This is a genomic window from Bartonella sp. AD24XZML (genome assembly GCF_042196485.1).
GTDB lineage: Bacteria > Pseudomonadota > Alphaproteobacteria > Rhizobiales > Rhizobiaceae > Bartonella.
The window spans coordinates 26047-42955 of the sequence record NZ_JBHIQH010000074.1; the positions used below are offsets into that span (position 1 = coordinate 26047).

Genomic DNA, 16909 nt, shown 5'->3' on the forward strand with positions numbered 1-16909 from the left:
CAAAGGACAATTGAAGGAGACATAAATATGAATGTTACATCAATTATGGATGATCTGAAACGTCGCATGGATGGTGCCATTACGGCTTTTAAACATGAGTTAGGTGGTTTGCGGACTGGACGTGCATCGGCCAGTTTATTAGAACCGTTGACCGTTGAAACTTATGGTTCTGTTGTTCATATAAATCAGATTGCTAATATTTCTGTTCCTGAACCTCGGATGCTTTCTGTTTCTGTATGGGATAAAACAATGGTCGGAGCTGTAGAGCGCGCTATTCGCGATTCTGGTCTTGGTTTAAATCCCATAACTGATGGTACGAATTTACGTATTCCTTTGCCTGAGTTGAATGAAGAGCGCCGTAAAGAACTTGTAAAAATTGCGCATCACTATGCAGAGCAAGCGCGTGTTGCTACACGTCATGTTCGTCGGGATGGTCTGGACAATTTGAAAAAGTTAGAAAAAAATGGTGAAATTGGACAAGATGAAGCCCATAGTTTGTCTGAAAAAGTTCAAAAACTCACAGATGAAACTATTGCTGATATTGATAAAATTTTAGCCGTAAAAGAATCTGAAATTATGCACGTTTAAGACGATTTTGTCGCTAGAAAAAGGATGTTATACTCCCAGCCTGTAAATTGTTTCTAGGGATAATTGTAGGGAGTGGTGTGCTCTGTGGTAGCAAGGTGTGATGCAGGAAGGTATTCTATCATTTTGATATGGGAGAGACTGATTTGAAAGGGCAGATGTTTTAATTTTTTAGTCTGCGTGATAAATCATGCCCTTTGCTGGGAGACATTATTTAACAGCATGGTGCGGGTTTTTAGTTGAGCACGTCTTTGTTAAAATGCATAATGAAAGCATTATTAGAAATTATTCAAATATTCTAAGATGAAGGTTGGGGAAAGAATATAATGCAAAAAAACAAGCCTAACCTTTCTCTTATTTCTCATTATAAAACATGTGAGTATAATTGATCAAGCAGATGTTATGTGGCGTAATTCGTTTTTTAATGACGAATAGTTGATAGAAAAGTGTTTTTATACGAAACCTATATTAGTTAATTTGTATGGGGCAGAGGTAACTGCTTTTTCATTTTATATTTGAGAAAATATTAAAAAATATTTTATAATTTTGACGGAGATTTTTGAAGCTGTTTTCATTGATTATTAGTTTCATAAGCGCTATCTTAGTAGACTGAATTATTTATGATAAATTATAAGAGAAATTATACAGGTATGAGATAAAAATACTGCGTAGGGGAGTTTTTCTTGCGTTAATTTTAGAGCTTGTATTTTCTATTTTTATTGTTTGGATGTTGTTTTGTCTAATTTGGTTTATCGTATTCTGACAGCTTTTGTTTTTGGCATTATTGCGTTGTATCTAACATGGTTGGGAGGAAACTTCTTTTTTTTATTTGTATGGTGTATTGGCGGTTTTGTTCTTTATGAGTGGATGAGTATTACTAAAGAGAAATGGTGTATTTTACAAAAAATATTAGCAAGTATCTTTTATTTAATCTTTGGCTTTTTTTTAGTGTTGAGTGTATCTGCTTCATTGATTTTTTGTGTTTTAATCGTTTTAGCTACAGTATTAGCTATTATATCTATAAAAAAGAGTGGTTGGGTTTTTTGTGGTTTTTTATATGCATCTTTTCCTGTTGTTGCTTTATGCTTTCTACGGGATCATGAAATGTTGGGGTTCCAAGTTGTTATTTTCTTATTTACGATAGTGTGGGGAACAGATATTGGTGGTTATTTTATCGGACGTGCATTAGGGGGACCTAAATTAGCACCACAATTTTCTCCTAATAAAACATGGTCAGGAGCACTTGGTGGTACATTTGTGGGAGTTTTCGGTGGTATATGGGTCGCTTTTGGATTTTTTGATATAAATTTAGCCAGTTTTTTTGTGCCACTCCTTACACTTGTTTTGTCAATTGTTTCACAATTGAGTGATTTAGGGCAATCATGGCTCAAAAGACGGTTTTCTGTTAAAGATTCTAGTTCTTTATTGCCTGGACATGGTGGTTTTATGGATCGTATAGATGGATTGGTAGGGGCAGCTTTTCTTCTTTATTTAATTGGTTCATTTATGTCTGATATGGATGCACCTTTTAATCTTTTTAGTATGATCTAATTGGGAGAAGATAGTTTGGAACTTTTAAATCATATCGTCACTATGGGTGATTTTCTTTTAAGAAGTTTGAGTATTCTTTTCATCATTATGATTATCATTTTTGTGCACGAATTTGGGCACTATCTCATTGGTCGGTGGTGTGGTATTAAGGCGTTAATTTTTTCGCTTGGATTTGGACCAGAAATAGCGAGTTATACAGATAAGCATGGCACGAAGTGGCGTTTAGCACTTATCCCCTTAGGAGGTTATGTAAAATTTGTTGGGGATGAGGAAAAAATCGATACGGAATCATCCCAATCATCTCTGATTGTTGATGGTTCATTTGCTAGTGCGCATGCTTGGAAAAAAGCAGCAACTGTTTTTGCCGGTCCTTTCTTCAATGCCCTTTTTACTGTTGTTATTCTAACATTTTTTTTCTTTATCTATGGTCGTGTAGCCATTGAGCCCGTTGTTGGTTCTTTGGTAAAAGATAGCCCTGCTCTTCAATCCGGTTTGGAATTAGGTGATCGTTTTGTTGAAATGGATGGGCGACGGGTTGAAAGCTTTGAAGATTTGATGAATTATGTAGCTTTTCACGGAAGAGAACCCATAGAGTTTAAAATAGAACGCATGGGGCGATTCTTTACAACGATGATTACCCCGAAAGTCGTTGAGCGAGATGATGGATTTGGTAATCGAACACGAAGTGCTATGATAGGTGTAGGTGTTCCTGTTGATTTAAATAATCCTGCACGTTTAGATCCAACTTATATAAAACATATTCGCTATGGTTTTGTAACAGCTGTAAGAAAAGCGTCAGACCGTACTGTGTTTATCGCCACTCAAACCGTTCTTTTTATGAGTCGTTTAATAGGAGGCAAAGAGGATCGTTGTCGGCTAAGTGGACCTTCTAAAACCGTTAAAATTGCTTGGAAAGTGAGCGAGACAGGTTTTATCTCTTTATTGAATTTAGCAGCTTTTCTTTCAATAAGTGTTGGGCTTATTAACCTTTTTCCGATTCTACCGCTTGACGGTGGGCATCTTTTATTGCATGTCATTGAGGTCATTACTGGGAGGAAAATATCTGCTAAAATTCAGGGAATCGTTTTTCGTTTAGGTTTTTCCATTCTTCTCCTTTTTATGATCTTTGTCTTTTTTAATGATTATTTTTGTTGGTTTAGCTAATTAAATTATGGAAAACGCTTTATAAATTAAGTAATAATAGCAAAAACAAATTGAAGGTTGTTTACCATGTCTGCAAAATGTTGTGGCATTGTACATTATAATGAGTAATTAAGGAATGAAAAGTCTCGCTGTAAAAAGGTTGTTATGGCAGTTAGCTTTTTAAGGCATCATGTCTAAGGAACGAGAGTAAGGTAAAAAAGCCAATGACTACGAATTCAAAGTTTTTAAATGCAGCATCTGTATTGGTGTTAAAGATGGGGATGATTGCCCCAGCAACGGTTTTTATGTCAATTGCTGCGGTCGGAGAAATACAAGCGTCTGTAGTCCGCTCTATTGAGGTTCGTGGGAATAAGTTTGTAAGTTCTCAGGCGATTCGAGACAATATGGGGATTAAGGTTGGGCAAGGTGTTTCCAGTGGTGATGTTGATAGTGCTGTGAAAAACCTTTTCGAATTGGGTTTATTTTATGATGTTAAAATAAATCCGGTGGGTGATAAATTGGTTGTATTCGTAAAAGAATATGAGGTTGTCAATCAAATATTGTTTCAAGGAAATAAATCTTTTAAAGACCCAGATCTTAAGCGGTTTATTTCTTTAAAACCGAATGAGCCTTTTAATTCTGCTAAGCTTTCTGCTGATATAAATACAATTCGTGAGGCTTATAAAACTCTTGGTCGTAATAATATCACTGTTAACGTTCAAACGATTAACCTTGGAAAAGGGCGGGTTAATGTGGTATTTAATGTCGTTGAAGGGAAAAAAACAAAGATTGGTGATATCACTTTTAAGGGAAATAATGTCTTTGGAAGTCGCCGTTTGCGTGATGTGATTTCAACAAAAACTTCAGGAATTTTTTCGAAGTTGTTGGGAGGTGATGTTTACAGTGAAGAGCGCCTCGCTGTTGATGAAGAAGCTTTACGTCGCTTTTATTATAACCGTGGTTATGCAGATTTTCGTGTAGTCTCTTCTAAAGCAACTTTTGATGCAGCAAGCAATACGTATAAAATTTCTTTCGTTCTTGATGAGGGGGCGCTCTATAAAATTAGCGATATTCAGGTTGAAAGTGATGTTGATGGAATTGACGTTCAATCTGTGAAAAGGATACTTAAAACCCAGCCAGGTAATGTTTATAGTGCAGAAGATATTGAACAGTCTGTTGCAACTATTAATAACAAAGTTGCTGATTCGGGATATGCTTTTGCTAAAGTTGAACCGCGGGGAAATCGTAATTTAGCAAATCATACAATTTCAATTTTATATAATATTGAACAGGGTACACGTGCTTATATTCAACGTATTGATATACGTGGCAATGAGAAAACGCGTGATTACGTCATTCGCCGTGAGATTGATTTAAACGAAGGAGATGCTTACAATCAAACTTTATTACAGCGGGCAAAACGTCGTCTAGAAAGTTTAGGTTTCTTCAAAGCCGTTAATATTTCAATGGTTCCTACAGATCAATCTGACCAAGTTGTTTTGGTAATAGATGTTGTTGAAGCTTCAACAGGAGATCTCTCTCTTTCTGGAGGGTATACAACAGGGGGAACAAGTCCTGGTATGTCACTTGAAGTTTCTGTTACTGAACGTAATCTTGGGGGACGTGGTCAATATGTTCGTTTAGGATTAGGTGCGGGGCAAGAAAAATCTCGTAATTATAATTTATCATTTGTTGATCCTTATTTCTTAGGGTATCGTTTATCTGCTGGCGTTGATGTTTTTCGTAGTACTTATCGTGCTGATAAAGCCTATGATGTACGGCAGACAGGTGGATCGCTGCGGTTTTCGTTACCTATTAATAATCAATTATCTGCTAATGTAGCTTATTCTTATGTGCAGGAAGAATATGATTTTGGCGGAGAGTATGATTTTGACAAAGAGAGTGACATAATAGAATTATATGGGAAATATTCTGGTGCGATTGTTCAAGCTGCAAAACACAGCCCTTGGAAACGTTCATCAATTAGTTATGGTTTCACCTATAATACGATTGATGATATGAGATCCCCTCATGATGGGTGGTACGTGCATCTGCTTCAGGAATATGCAGGGCTTGGTGGGAGTGCAAAGTTCTTGAAGACCACGGGTAAGGCGATGATGTACAAGACTCTTTCTGACCAGAAGGATATCGTTGGTTTGCTTTCCTTTGGGGGTGGTTATATCCACGGAATGGGCCGAGATGGTGTTCGTATTTTCGATATGTTTAAAGTAAATTCTGATATGCTTCGAGGGTTCAAATATAATGGAATAGGTCCGCGTCAGGTTTCCAGTAAGGGTGAGGTTTATTTCTTGGGGGGAACGACATATATGAATGCGACTGCTGAAGTACAGTTCCCTATCCCTGTCGTGCCTGAAGGATTTGGGTTGCGCGGTGCTTTATTTGCGGATATTGCCACGCTTTATGGCAATAATTATAAAGCCGTTTTTAAGGGTGAACCGTCTGTTACCAATACAAAAAGTGCTTGGCGTTCATCTGCAGGTGTGAGTTTGATGTGGGATTCTCCGTTTGGTCCTTTGCGTTTTGATTATGCTTGGCCAATAACGAAGCAGGAAGGTGATCGTTTGCAACAATTGAACTTTGGTATTTCTACGAAGTTCTGATTTGAGCGATTTTAAGAAGGAAAAACTTGAAGAGAATAGCTTAAGCTGGGAGAGAAAGTGTTTTGATGGCGGATACATTTTTTTTTACGCCGTCCCGACGATTGACAGTTGCAAATGCTGCTGAGTTGACGGGTGCAAAGCTTCTTAATCCAGAGTTTTCTCATAAAGTTATCAATACTCTTTCTTCACTTGAGAGTGCTGTGGAAGGTTCGCTTGTTTTTGTAGAGCATCGGAAGTTTTCTGATGCTTTACTGGACAGTTCTGCTGTTGCTGTTTTGTGTACGAATGAGATTGTTTTTAAAGTTCCCGAGACTATGGCAATTTTGGTGACATCCACACCACAGCGTGACTTTGCTCAGATTGGTCGTATTTTGTTTCCAGATTCTGTCAAGCCAATGCCTTGGTTGGGGCAGAAGGGGATTTCATCGCATGCGCATATTCATCCAACGGCTAAGTTGGCACATGATGTGTGTATTGAAGCGGGAGCTGTTATTGGTAAAAATGTTGAGATTGGAGCAGGAACTCTTATTTCATCCACAGCTGTTATCGGTGAAAATTGCCGTATTGGATGTGACTGCTATATTGCTCCTAAGGTAACAGTTCAGTGTTCTATAATAGGTGATAAGGTTCAGCTTTATCCTGGTGTTTGCATTGGGCAAGATGGTTTTGGTTATGTTGGGGGCGTTTCTGGAATCGAGAAAATTCCACAGCTTGGTCGCGTTATTATTGAGGATGGTGTAGAAGTTGGTGCGAACACGACAATTGATCGTGGGACATTTCAAGATACTGTTATTGGTGAAGGAAGCAAGATTGATAATCTTGTACAAATTGCCCACAATGTAAAAATTGGCCGCTATTGTCTTATTGCCGCTCAATGTGGCATTGCGGGAAGTACATCTATAGGGGATATGTCTCAGCTTGGCGGAAGTGTGGGAGTAGCTGATCACATCATAATAGGTAAATCTGTTCAGATTGCTGCTCGTAGTGGTGTTATGAATGACATTCCGGATGGCGAAAAATGGGGAGGTAGTCCAGCGCGACCATTTAAACAATGGTTTCGTGAAGTAGCGGCCTTGCGCAGTATGGGAAAAGTTAAAAAGGAGAAACGCTGATATGATCAGCAGTGAAAAAACTAAAAACTTAGAGACTGTCGATATTGAAAAACTATTATCAATATTACCGCACCGTTATCCATTTTTATTAATTGATCGTATAATTGATATTGATGGTGAACAAGAAGCGATTGGTATTAAAAATATAACGATTAACGAGCCACATTTTATGGGACATTTTCCCTCAAAGCCTGTTATGCCTGGAGTTTTGATTTTAGAAGCTATGGCACAAACGGCAGGAGCAATAGCGCTTTTAAATTTAGGCAATAAGCAAACAAATTTAGTTTACCTTATGACGGTTGATAATGCGAAATTTCGTAAGCCGGTTATGCCTGGTGATCAGCTCAAGATTCATGTTCAGCTTTTGAAAAAAAGATCTGGTATGAGACGTTTTTCATGTGTTGCAAAAGTAGAAGATGTCCGCGTCGCTGAAGCAGAAATTGCTGCGATGATTGTCGAAGAAGAATAAACGATATTTGATGGGAATTTAAAAATGTCCGGTACGAAAATCCATCCAACTGCTCTTGTGGAGAAGGGAGCGCAGCTTGGTGAGAATGTACGCGTTGGACCATTTTGCCATATTAGTTCAGAGGCTGTTATTGGTGATGAATGTAGTTTGACAAGTCATGTTGTAATAATGGGAAAGACAACGTTAGGAGCCAAGAGTAAAGTATTTTCTCATGCCGTTTTGGGGGCAGATCCGCAAAATAATAAACATAAAGGAGGGGCTACAACTCTTTTTATTGGTAAGAATTGTACGATTCGTGAAGGTGTAACAATGCATAGGGGGTCCGATTCGAGTGTAGGAATGACAGTTGTTGGTGATAATTGCCAATTTTTTTGTTATGCGCATATCGCTCACGATTGTTATGTAGGCAATCATGTAACATTTGCCAATAACGCAATGATTGCTGGTCATGTTACTATTGGTGATTATGTGATTATTGGTGGTGGTGCTGCTGTTCATCAATTTGTTCGTGTTGGACATCATGCATTTATCGGCGGCGTATCTGCGCTGGTTGGTGATCTGATACCTTATGGAACAGCTGTTGGTGTGCAGGCAAAACTTGCTGGACTCAATATTATTGGCATGAAGCGTGCAGGACTTGAGCGTCAAGATATTCATGCACTCCGTCATGCGGTTGCTATGCTTTTTGATCATAGCAAACCATTTAAAGAGCGTGTCAGTGATGTTGCTTCTTTCTATTCTTCTTCTCAGTCTGTTTCTGAAGTTGTTAATTTTATTAAAGAAGAAGGAAAGCGTTTTTATTGTACACCAAAATTTGAAGGTGTTAGAATAAAAGAACATAAGGATTAAAAATGCCTATTTGGGGAGCCAGAAGTTTTCTTTCCAGCCGTACTGCTATTATAGCAGGAAATGGTGTTCTACCGATTACTGTTGCGCAGACTCTTGAGAAGAATGGAGAAAATCCTTTTCTTGTGCTTTTGCATGGTGAGGCAGATTCTGTTCTTTATCGCTATGAGCATTGCGAGCTATCAATTGTAGAGTTAGCACGACTCGTTAAAATTTTAAAAGAGGCTGGTGTATATAACGTTGTTTTGGCAGGTGGTGTGAAAAAGCGTCCACTTCTTAAACAATTGCGACTGGACTGGACAACATTTTTAGCTCTTCCTAAGTTAATCGGAGCTTTGAAGAGAGGAGACGATGCGTTATTAAAAGCTTTTATACGGGTTATTGAAGCACACGGTTTTTGTGTTATCGGTGCTCACGAAATCGTCCCAGATCTTTTAGCTCCCATAGAATTTAATTTAACAGTACGGCGCGCTACTCCAAAAGAGAAAAAAGATATTTTTTTAGCAGTAGAAGCAGCAAAGCTTTTAGGTCAATTAGATATCGGGCAAGCCGTTGTCGTTGTCCAAGGAAGGGTGGTTGCTCTAGAGGGCGCTGAGGGAACTGATAATATGTTGTGGCGTATTTGTGAAATGCGAGAAAGAGGGCAAATTCCCCTTAAAGGTGGCATTCTTGTAAAATGCGCAAAACCACAACAGGATAATCGCGTTGATTTGCCATCAATTGGGCCCGCGACAATAATGAATATTGCAAAGAGTGGTTTATCTGGTGTTGCGGTGGAGGCAAATAGAAGTCTAATATTATCGGTGAAAACAACAATAGAAAAAGCCAACAAATATTCTTTATTTATAGAGACATTTGAAAAGTTTGGTCATGAATAATTGTTTCTTAAAGATTGCAGTGGTTTCAGGTGAGGAATCTGGTGATTTACTTGGGGCCGATCTAATTTCTTGTTTATTACAACAGATAGGATGCAATATTCATTTGATTGGTGTTGGGGGGAGCCATTTAAAGGCATTAGGCTTAAAAAGCTTTTTTGATTCCCATGATATTGCTTTAATAGGTTTAAAGGAGGTGTTGAAAAAACTACCATTGTTGTTGCTACATATTCGCAATTTATCCAAATTTATTGCACAAGAACAACCTGATTGTTTAATTATTATTGATAGTCCTGATTTCACGCATCGTATTGCAAAAAAGGTACGTGCTTTAGCGCCTTCTATTCCTATCATTAAATATATTGCACCAACCGTTTGGGCATGGAGGCCAGAGCGTGCAAAAGCTATGTGTAGATTTGTTGATCATGTTTTAGCGGTTTTTCCTTTTGAAGAAAAGATTATGCAAGATTTGGGAGGTCCTGCCACGACTTATGTTGGACATCGTCTTTTGACATATCCTCCCCTTTTGAGAATTCAGTCAGAAAAAAAAAGCCAATTAGAACAAAGAAATTTGATCGATACACAAACATTATCGCCTACATTAGTTATTTTGCCAGGATCACGCAATTCAGAAATTCGTTCCTTAATGCCTATTTTTCGAGAAACAGTAGAGATTCTTGTACAACGTATTCCTCATTTACGTATTATTTTACCAACCTTACCTCATTTGGTAGATAGAATCCGGGACTTTGTGCAAGGCTGGAAAAGCAAGATAGAAATTGTAGTTGGTGAAGATGAAAAATGGCGTGCTTTTGCACAAGCAGATGTTGCTCTTGCTGCACATGGAACTGTTTCACTTGAATTAGCCTTAGCAAAAGTTCCTATGGTTCTTTGCTATAAACTTGATTTCTTTTCTAAATTATTTATTTTTCCTAAAATGATGTTATGGAGTGCTGCTCTTCCAAATATTATTGCTGATAAGCCTATTGTTTCGGAATATTTGAATGAATTAATCCGTCCTGGCATGTTAGCAAGACAGGTAGAACAACTTTTGGCTAATCCTTTATTGCGACAGGCACAACTTGATTCCTTTGAGATGGTAGAACAGAAAATGAAAACTGAAGTAGCATCGGGGGTTGTTGGCGCACAAACAATTATCACTCTTTTAAAAAGCAGGAATAAAATTGTATAAATAAAGCAATATTTTAATGATTAATATTTAATTTTAGCAAGAAAATTACAAGCACGTTGGCTTTTAGGATTGGTAAAAAATTCTTCAGAGGCTGCATCTTCAACAATTTTTCCATTTTCTAGAAAGAGTATTCTTTCTGAGACTTTACGTGCGAAGCCCATTTCATGGGTAACACAAAGCATTGTGATCCCTGTATCGGCCAATCGAGCCATCACTTCCAAAACTTCTCCCACACTTTCTGGATCAAGAGCAGAGGTTGGTTCATCAAAAAGCATGACTTCAGGTTCCATACAAAGTGCACGGGCAATCGCAACACGTTGTTGTTGCCCACCAGAAAGTTGTAAAGGATATTTTTCACAGTGTTTTTCAATACCAACATGCGTTAAGTAACGAATTGCCCGTTCTTTTGCTTGTTGTTTGGAAAGTCCCTGAACTGTCATAGGTGCTAAAATACAATTTTGTATAACGCTCATGTGGGGAAATAAATTAAAGTTCTGAAAGACCATTCCTATCTTACGAAGAACATTTTTTTGCTGTTGTATAGGTGCAGTATGGATATCAACGTTATGGATACAGATTGAACCTTTTTGTGCTTGTTCTAATTGATTAATACAACGAATTAACGTTGATTTTCCTGATCCGGATGGTCCACAAATAACGATATGTTCACCAGCTTGAACATTAAAGTTGATATCATGTAGGACCTGAAAGTTTCCATACCATTTATTTAGATTTTGGATAGAGATCACAGGGTTTTTACTGAGAGAGATCGATTTATTATTTTTCAAATTCATCTTATTTTATTCTTTCATTGATGAAGAACTTGATTAATTCAACATCTTGATTTGGTACTGTTTTTTTTATGATCATTTTATTTACCGTAAATATCGAGTGAGGCGCTGCTCGATAAAAACAATAAAACGATGAATGAGTTCAACGATAAAGAGATAGATAAGAGCAGCCCAAACGTAAACTTGAAAATCAAAAGTCCGTGAATAAGCGAGTTTAGCAACCCCCATTAAATCATAAACAGTGATAAGTGAGGCAACAGCACTGGATTTAATCATTAAAATCAACTCATTTCCTAGGGGGCGTAATGCTACAATCATTGCTTGTGGAAGAATAACTCTAAAAAATGTGACAGAGTTGCTTAAACCTAAAGCTTTTGATGCTTCGCGTTGTCCAGTTGTTACGGATAGAAAACTTCCTTTAAATATCTCAGATTGATAGGCAGCAGAATTGAGTGTAAAAATAAAAAGACAACAATACCATGCGTTTTGAAAAAACCACCATAGCCCCACCTGTTGCCAAAAACTGTTCATTGAACCAAGCCCATAATAAAAAAGAAAGAGTTGAGCTAATAAAGGAGAGCCACGGAAAAAATAGACATAAGCATTTGCAAAATATTGTAAAAATGTATTCTTTGATAGACGTGCAAAAGCAATAATCATACCAAGAAAAAGGCCTAGAGAACAAGAAATAGAAACAAGTTCAACAGTAACAATAAAGCCATTAATAAATTTTGGTCCATAATGACTTAAAAGATCAGGATTAAAAAGAAAATAAAGCCACTCAGGAATCATTGACCTAGCACCTTTTTATAGCCTATTTGAGTGTATGTTTCCAAATGGCGTAAGATTGCAGTAAAAACCGCTGAAAATAACAAATAGAGTAAGCATGCTACAAAATAAAATAGCATGGGTTTATTGGTAGCAGCGACAGCTAGATTCGTTTGTCGCATGAGGTCAACAAGCGCGATGGTAGAAACAAGGGATGTATCTTTCAGTAAAGTAAGCCAATTATTAGAAAGTCCTGGCAAGGCATTTCGGATGAGCTGAGGGAAGACAATACGAAAAAATGTGGTTGACCGTGAAAGTCCTAAAGCTTTAGCTGCTTCATATTGACCTTTATCAAAAATATTAAATGCTCCAAGCCAAACTTCACAAGAAAAAGCTGCAAGAACCATACTAAGGGCAAGAACACCAGCAACAAAAGCATTGATACTGAACATGATTTCAAAACTAAAATAGTCAAATAAATTTTGAATAAGGCTTTGTAATCCGTAGTAAACTAAAAACAAAGTTAAAAGCTCTGGTAGCCCACGAAATATCGTTGAAAAGAGGCGTGCCATAGCTTTGGCCATCTTAATATTGGATCGAATCATCACTGCATTGAGAAGTCCTAGAGGAAATCCTAGAAGTCCACAACATAATGCCAATGACAAAGTCATTCCTGCACTGGAAAGTATAACTGCTCCCCATCCACCATTGCTAAATGATAGCAATGCTAAATTTTCAATCATTCTTGTATTCCTCATGAAAGAGTTAGATAATATTTTTTAGCAATAACCAACGGGTTTTATTTAAATATCATATTGATATTTAATAAACATCACTTGTAAAATATTTTCTCATAATTTTTTCATAAGTTCCATCCAAACGAATTTCTTTTATTGCTTCATTGAACTTATTTTTAAGATCATTATTATTTTGACGGACTGCAATTGCAACAGGAAATCTTGTTTCTTCTAGAGTTCCCAAGAGGAGACAACAATCTTTTCCTTCATTTTTAAGCCAATTTAATGCTTGTAATTTATCAACAATAATCACATCAAGTCGATGATTTAAAAGATCACGATTCACTTCTATTGTGGAAGGATAGAGTTTTATTTTCACCTCTTCAGAGGCAAAATGATCTTCTGCATAGAAAGCTTGTGTTGTATTTGATTGCACACCAAGATTTTTATCTCTAAAGGCTTTTGTCGAGATTTCTTTAATTCCCGAAGCTTTGGTAACAATAACAGCCAGTGCTGTATCGTAGTAAGGATCTGTAAAGTCAATTTTTTGTAAACGCTCTTGTGTGAGAGAGAGGGAAGCAATGATAGCATCATATTTTTTTGCAATAAGTCCAGGGATCATTCCCTCGAAGTCTTGTGTAACAATAGTACACTCAACATTTATTTTTTTACAAAGTGCATAGGATATATCAATATCAAGACCCTGCAATTTATTATTTGAGTCAATATAACTGAAGGGAGGATAGGTGCCTTCACTCGCAATTTTTAATGTTTTCGCATCAGCCAATTGGGTGAATAGTGCGGCGCTTATTATAAGAGCTCCTGCTAATAGTTTCATGATGTTCTCCTATTGGATAAGCGGGCAATATGAAATCATTATGTTTTTATAATCTGTAAGCTTTTTGGGAGCAATTCAAAAATTTATTGATGTTTATTTTAGATCATTATGTTGGGCATTATTGATAAAAAAAGAATAAATATCTTATTGCTTGTATGATAGCTTAATTTTCACGAAATTTTTGATTTGAATTATTTCATGAGTAAAAACTGAGGATTTTTCTTGAAAATAAGGCTATTAAATTTGAACATAAAGAAAAAACTAGATTTTAATACGATAAAAATACAACCTTATTGTTGTCATTAGATTCTACAAAATGTTTAGCTCTCAAGGAGCAATTAAAGTTATTTTGATAAATGTAAATTTTCTTATAAAAATGCCGAATTTCTAATTATACCTGCATGTCCAATAAAGATTTAAAAAATACTCCTTAAATATACAGATTGAGTTTTAATTCATAGTGATATCTAATTGATATCGAAAGTAAAATATTTTCTCATAATTTTCTCATAGGTTCCATCGGCGCGGATTTCTTCTATTGCTTTATTAAAACTGTTTTTAAGATCATTATTATTTTGACGGACTGCAATTGCAATAGGAAAATTTGTTTCTTTTAGAGTTCCCAAGAGGAGACAGCAGTCTTTTCCTTCATTTTCAAGCCAATTTAATGCTTTTAATTTATCAAAGATGATGATATCAAGCCGATGGCTTAAAAGATCACGATTAACTTCTGTTGCTGTAGGATAAAGTTTGATATTAACTCCTTCAGAGGCATAATGATCTTCCGCATATGCAGCTTGTGTTGTATTTGATTGTACACCAAGGTTTTTACCTCTAAAGGCTTGCGTTGAGATTTCTTTAATTTCCGAATTTTTGGTAACGATAACAGCGAGTGCTGTGTTGTAGTAAGGATCTGTAAAATCAATTTTTTGTAAGCGCTCTTTTGTAGGAGAAAGGGAAGAAACGATAGCATCATATTTTTTGGCAAGAAGACCGGGAATCATCCCTTCAAAGTCTTGTGTGACAATAGTACATTCAACATTCATTTTTTTACAAAGCGCATAAGATATATCAATATCAAACCCTTGCAGTTTGTTATTTGAGTCAATATAACTAAATGGCGGATAAGAAGCATCGCTTGCAATTTTCAGCGTTTGAGAATTGGCCGATAGGGTAAACAGTGTCGCGCTTATTATAAGAGCTCCTGCTAATAATTTCATTATGTTCTCCTATTAGATAAGCTGGCAAATATGAAACCATCATGAATTTTTATAATCTGTAAGCTCTTTTGGAGCAATGTAAAAAATTTATCTGTGTTCATTTTGCTATCATTATGCTGAATATCATTATCAAAAAAATAATTTCTTTTTATCAAGTATCGGAATAAAAAATACAGGAAAGAAGGTCACCTCTTATTGATTATAGGGTGATTTTTAATAATTTTATTTAAAAATCAATAATTTATCTTTAAAAGAAAAACTATTAACTTAAATACAAAGAAAATTTCAGCTTTTAACAGAACAAAATGTAAAGTGTTTTTATTTCTAATTAGAGAAGCACTTAATGTAAGCTTTTTGCAATTTTATCTGAAGAAGATAGAAAGAAAAATTCTGACATTGCTCGATTTTAATATGTAATAAGGCTTTTAAACATGGGGGAATAATAGGGAATACATTTCCATTAAAGATAATGAGGATTATAAGGTCAAATTTTCAATTTCTTTTTGCTAAATGTTTGGCTAATTCGCAGAAGAGTATTCTCAATTTCTTTACAGAGCTAAAACTTAGAATTTTTTAGTAAATTTTTATGATGATGTTATCTCTGTAGAAAGAGTTTTAAAATCACGTTTTATAAAAATTCTTAAAGGATGTTTTTTGATTACTCTCAATAAAGCTTCAGTAAATTGAAGCTTTATTGATTTCTTTTTTTAATTTGCACGTTCATCTATAGGAACATAGTCACGCATAGCATAGCCTGTGTAGAGTTGTCGAGGACGACCAATTTTTTGTGCAGGGTCTTCAATCATTTCTTTCCATTGTGCCACCCACCCGACACTGCGCGCCAATGCAAAAAGGACAGTAAACATTTCAGTTGGAAAACCTAGAGCTTTTAATGTAATGCCGGAATAGAAATCAACATTGGGATAAAGCTTTTTCTCAATAAAATATTCATCACTTAAGGCAATTTTTTCAAGCTCTATTGCAATATCAAGAAGAGGGTCATCTTGAATGTTGAGTTCTTTTAAAACTTCATGACAGGTTTTTTGCATGATTTTTGCACGTGGATCATAATTTTTATAGACACGGTGCCCAAAGCCCATAAGGCGGAAAGGATCATTTTTATCTTTTGCACGTGCAATAAATTCAGGAATTCTTTTAATAGAACCTATTTCTTGTAGCATTTTTAGGCATGCTTCATTGGCACCACCATGTGCTGGTCCCCAAAGGCATGCAACACCTGCTGCAATACAGGCAAACGGATTAGCACCTGAGGATCCAGCAAGACGTACCGTAGATGTAGAAGCATTTTGTTCATGATCTGCATGAAGGGTAAAGATTTGATCCATCGCCCGAGCAAGCACAGGGTTTGTTTTATATTCTTCACAAGGAACAGCAAAGCACATATGGAGGAAATTTGCAGCATAACTAAGATCATTACGTGGATAAACAAATGCTTGTCCAATACTGTATTTATAGGCCATAGCAGCAAGCGTTGGAACTTTTGAGATAAGACGAACAGAAGCAATCATTCTCTGGTGAGGATCTGTAATATCAATAGAGTCGTGATAGAACGCAGACATAGCGCCAAGGCAGGCAACCATGACGGCCATAGGATGAGAATCACGGCGGAAGCCATGGAAGAAGCGTGCAAATTGTTCGTGGACCATGGTATGCTGCATAATACATCGATCAAATTCATTTTTTTCTTGCTGTGTTGGGAGTTCACCATAAAGTAAAAGATAACAACTTTCGAGAAAGTCTCCTTTTTCAGCCAATTGATCAATAGGATAACCACGATAAAGCAATATGCCTTTATCACCATCGATATAAGTAATTTTTGATTCACAAGAAGCTGTTGAAGTAAAACCAGGATCATAAGTAAAAATATCGGTTTTTTTATAGAGAGAAGCAATTTCAATGACTTCAGGTCCACTCGTGCCTTTACGCAAGGGAAGCTCTACTTTTTTATCATTCACAATAATATATGCGTTATTCTCAGACATTCGGTATTCCTTTCAGATCCTTCACTTCTAAAAATTAAGACTCTGCTTCATCAGAGTGGGGGATGTATAACTGAAGCTTTTCTTACTTATTTAAGGGTAGATTGCCTCTAAAAGTGAGTACATGCAATCTAAAAATATTTCCTTATTGGTCATTATTA

The 16909-nt window shown here is 36.4% G+C and carries 15 protein-coding genes; 9 read left to right on the forward strand and 6 right to left on the reverse strand.

Annotated features, from left to right (window positions below; translation table 11 throughout):
* Positions 1 to 27 precede the first annotated feature (27 nt).
* The 9 genes from frr (at position 28) to lpxB (ending at position 10394) form a co-directional block, all read left to right on the forward strand.
* The gene (frr, locus tag ACFIMX_RS06845; RefSeq protein ID WP_375618371.1) at positions 28 to 588 is read left to right on the forward strand and encodes a ribosome recycling factor; all 561 of its coding nucleotides are present in this window, start codon (positions 28 to 30) and stop codon (positions 586 to 588) included.
* 732 nt (positions 589 to 1320) lie between these two features.
* On the forward strand, positions 1321 to 2136 hold the full coding sequence (locus ACFIMX_RS06850; RefSeq protein WP_375613469.1) for a phosphatidate cytidylyltransferase: 816 nt from the start codon (positions 1321 to 1323) through the stop codon (positions 2134 to 2136).
* A 15-nt stretch (positions 2137 to 2151) separates the two neighbouring features.
* Positions 2152 to 3300, forward strand: a complete 1149-nt coding sequence (locus tag ACFIMX_RS06855) for an RIP metalloprotease (protein ID WP_375618369.1) — start codon at positions 2152 to 2154, stop codon at positions 3298 to 3300.
* Positions 3301 to 3503: 203 nt separating this feature from the next.
* Positions 3504 to 5900, forward strand: coding sequence for an outer membrane protein assembly factor BamA (gene bamA / locus ACFIMX_RS06860; protein ID WP_375639750.1), 2397 nt, complete (start codon positions 3504 to 3506; stop codon positions 5898 to 5900).
* A gap of 65 nt (positions 5901 to 5965) precedes the next feature.
* A complete protein-coding gene (lpxD, locus tag ACFIMX_RS06865; RefSeq protein ID WP_375612127.1) occupies positions 5966 to 7012 on the forward strand; it encodes a UDP-3-O-(3-hydroxymyristoyl)glucosamine N-acyltransferase in 1047 nt (348 codons plus the stop codon).
* Between the two features lies 1 nt (position 7013).
* Positions 7014 to 7481 (forward strand): 3-hydroxyacyl-ACP dehydratase FabZ, encoded by a 468-nt coding sequence (fabZ, locus tag ACFIMX_RS06870; RefSeq protein ID WP_375618367.1) that lies wholly within the window; start codon positions 7014 to 7016, stop codon positions 7479 to 7481.
* 24 nt (positions 7482 to 7505) lie between these two features.
* Positions 7506 to 8330 (forward strand): acyl-ACP--UDP-N-acetylglucosamine O-acyltransferase, encoded by an 825-nt coding sequence (gene lpxA / locus ACFIMX_RS06875; RefSeq protein ID WP_375609506.1) that lies wholly within the window; start codon positions 7506 to 7508, stop codon positions 8328 to 8330.
* A gap of 2 nt (positions 8331 to 8332) precedes the next feature.
* The gene (locus ACFIMX_RS06880; protein ID WP_375618366.1) at positions 8333 to 9205 is read left to right on the forward strand and encodes an LpxI family protein; all 873 of its coding nucleotides are present in this window, start codon (positions 8333 to 8335) and stop codon (positions 9203 to 9205) included.
* Positions 9198 to 10394 carry a lipid-A-disaccharide synthase gene (gene lpxB, locus ACFIMX_RS06885; RefSeq protein ID WP_375618365.1) on the forward strand — a complete coding sequence of 399 codons (1197 nt, stop codon included), beginning with the start codon at positions 9198 to 9200 and terminating at the stop codon, positions 10392 to 10394. Before ACFIMX_RS06880 ends, lpxB begins: the two co-directional genes overlap by 8 nt.
* Positions 10395 to 10414: 20 nt before the next feature.
* Here lpxB and ACFIMX_RS06890 read toward each other — a convergent pair whose 3' ends face one another.
* The 6 genes from ACFIMX_RS06890 to gltA form a co-directional block, all read right to left on the reverse strand.
* On the reverse strand, positions 10415 to 11188 hold the full coding sequence (locus tag ACFIMX_RS06890) for an amino acid ABC transporter ATP-binding protein (protein WP_375618364.1): 774 nt from the start codon (positions 11186 to 11188) through the stop codon (positions 10415 to 10417).
* A gap of 81 nt (positions 11189 to 11269) precedes the next feature.
* The gene (locus tag ACFIMX_RS06895; protein WP_375618363.1) at positions 11270 to 11977 is read right to left on the reverse strand and encodes an ABC transporter permease; all 708 of its coding nucleotides are present in this window, start codon (positions 11975 to 11977) and stop codon (positions 11270 to 11272) included.
* Positions 11974 to 12696, reverse strand: coding sequence for an ABC transporter permease (locus ACFIMX_RS06900; RefSeq protein WP_375639751.1), 723 nt, complete (start codon positions 12694 to 12696; stop codon positions 11974 to 11976). The genes ACFIMX_RS06895 and ACFIMX_RS06900 overlap by 4 nt, the downstream gene beginning before the upstream one ends.
* A 79-nt stretch (positions 12697 to 12775) precedes the next feature.
* Positions 12776 to 13528, reverse strand: a complete 753-nt coding sequence (locus ACFIMX_RS06905) for a transporter substrate-binding domain-containing protein (protein WP_375639752.1) — start codon at positions 13526 to 13528, stop codon at positions 12776 to 12778.
* Positions 13529 to 13995: 467 nt separating this feature from the next.
* On the reverse strand, positions 13996 to 14748 hold the full coding sequence (locus ACFIMX_RS06910; RefSeq protein ID WP_375639754.1) for a transporter substrate-binding domain-containing protein: 753 nt from the start codon (positions 14746 to 14748) through the stop codon (positions 13996 to 13998).
* 707 nt (positions 14749 to 15455) lie between these two features.
* Positions 15456 to 16751 carry a citrate synthase gene (gltA, locus tag ACFIMX_RS06915; protein WP_375618359.1) on the reverse strand — a complete coding sequence of 432 codons (1296 nt, stop codon included), beginning with the start codon at positions 16749 to 16751 and terminating at the stop codon, positions 15456 to 15458.
* Positions 16752 to 16909: the final 158 nt, after the last annotated feature.

Bases quoted from the DNA above. Each gene is read 5' to 3' on its own strand.
- frr (WP_375618371.1), top strand. From the start codon at position 28: ATGAATGTTACATCAATTATGGATGATCTGAAACGTCGCATGGATGGT.
- bamA (WP_375639750.1), top strand. From the start codon at position 3,504: ATGACTACGAATTCAAAGTTTTTAAATGCAGCATCTGTATTGGTGTTA.
- lpxD (WP_375612127.1), top strand. From the start codon at position 5,966: ATGGCGGATACATTTTTTTTTACGCCGTCCCGACGATTGACAGTTGCA.
- fabZ (WP_375618367.1), top strand. From the start codon at position 7,014: ATGATCAGCAGTGAAAAAACTAAAAACTTAGAGACTGTCGATATTGAA.
- lpxA (WP_375609506.1), top strand. From the start codon at position 7,506: ATGTCCGGTACGAAAATCCATCCAACTGCTCTTGTGGAGAAGGGAGCG.
- ACFIMX_RS06880 (WP_375618366.1), top strand. From the start codon at position 8,333: ATGCCTATTTGGGGAGCCAGAAGTTTTCTTTCCAGCCGTACTGCTATT.
- lpxB (WP_375618365.1), top strand. From the start codon at position 9,198: ATGAATAATTGTTTCTTAAAGATTGCAGTGGTTTCAGGTGAGGAATCT.
- ACFIMX_RS06890 (WP_375618364.1), bottom strand. From the start codon at position 11,188: ATGAATTTGAAAAATAATAAATCGATCTCTCTCAGTAAAAACCCTGTG.
- ACFIMX_RS06895 (WP_375618363.1), bottom strand. From the start codon at position 11,977: ATGATTCCTGAGTGGCTTTATTTTCTTTTTAATCCTGATCTTTTAAGT.
- ACFIMX_RS06900 (WP_375639751.1), bottom strand. From the start codon at position 12,696: ATGATTGAAAATTTAGCATTGCTATCATTTAGCAATGGTGGATGGGGA.
- ACFIMX_RS06905 (WP_375639752.1), bottom strand. From the start codon at position 13,528: ATGAAACTATTAGCAGGAGCTCTTATAATAAGCGCCGCACTATTCACC.
- ACFIMX_RS06910 (WP_375639754.1), bottom strand. From the start codon at position 14,748: ATGAAATTATTAGCAGGAGCTCTTATAATAAGCGCGACACTGTTTACC.
- gltA (WP_375618359.1), bottom strand. From the start codon at position 16,751: ATGTCTGAGAATAACGCATATATTATTGTGAATGATAAAAAAGTAGAG.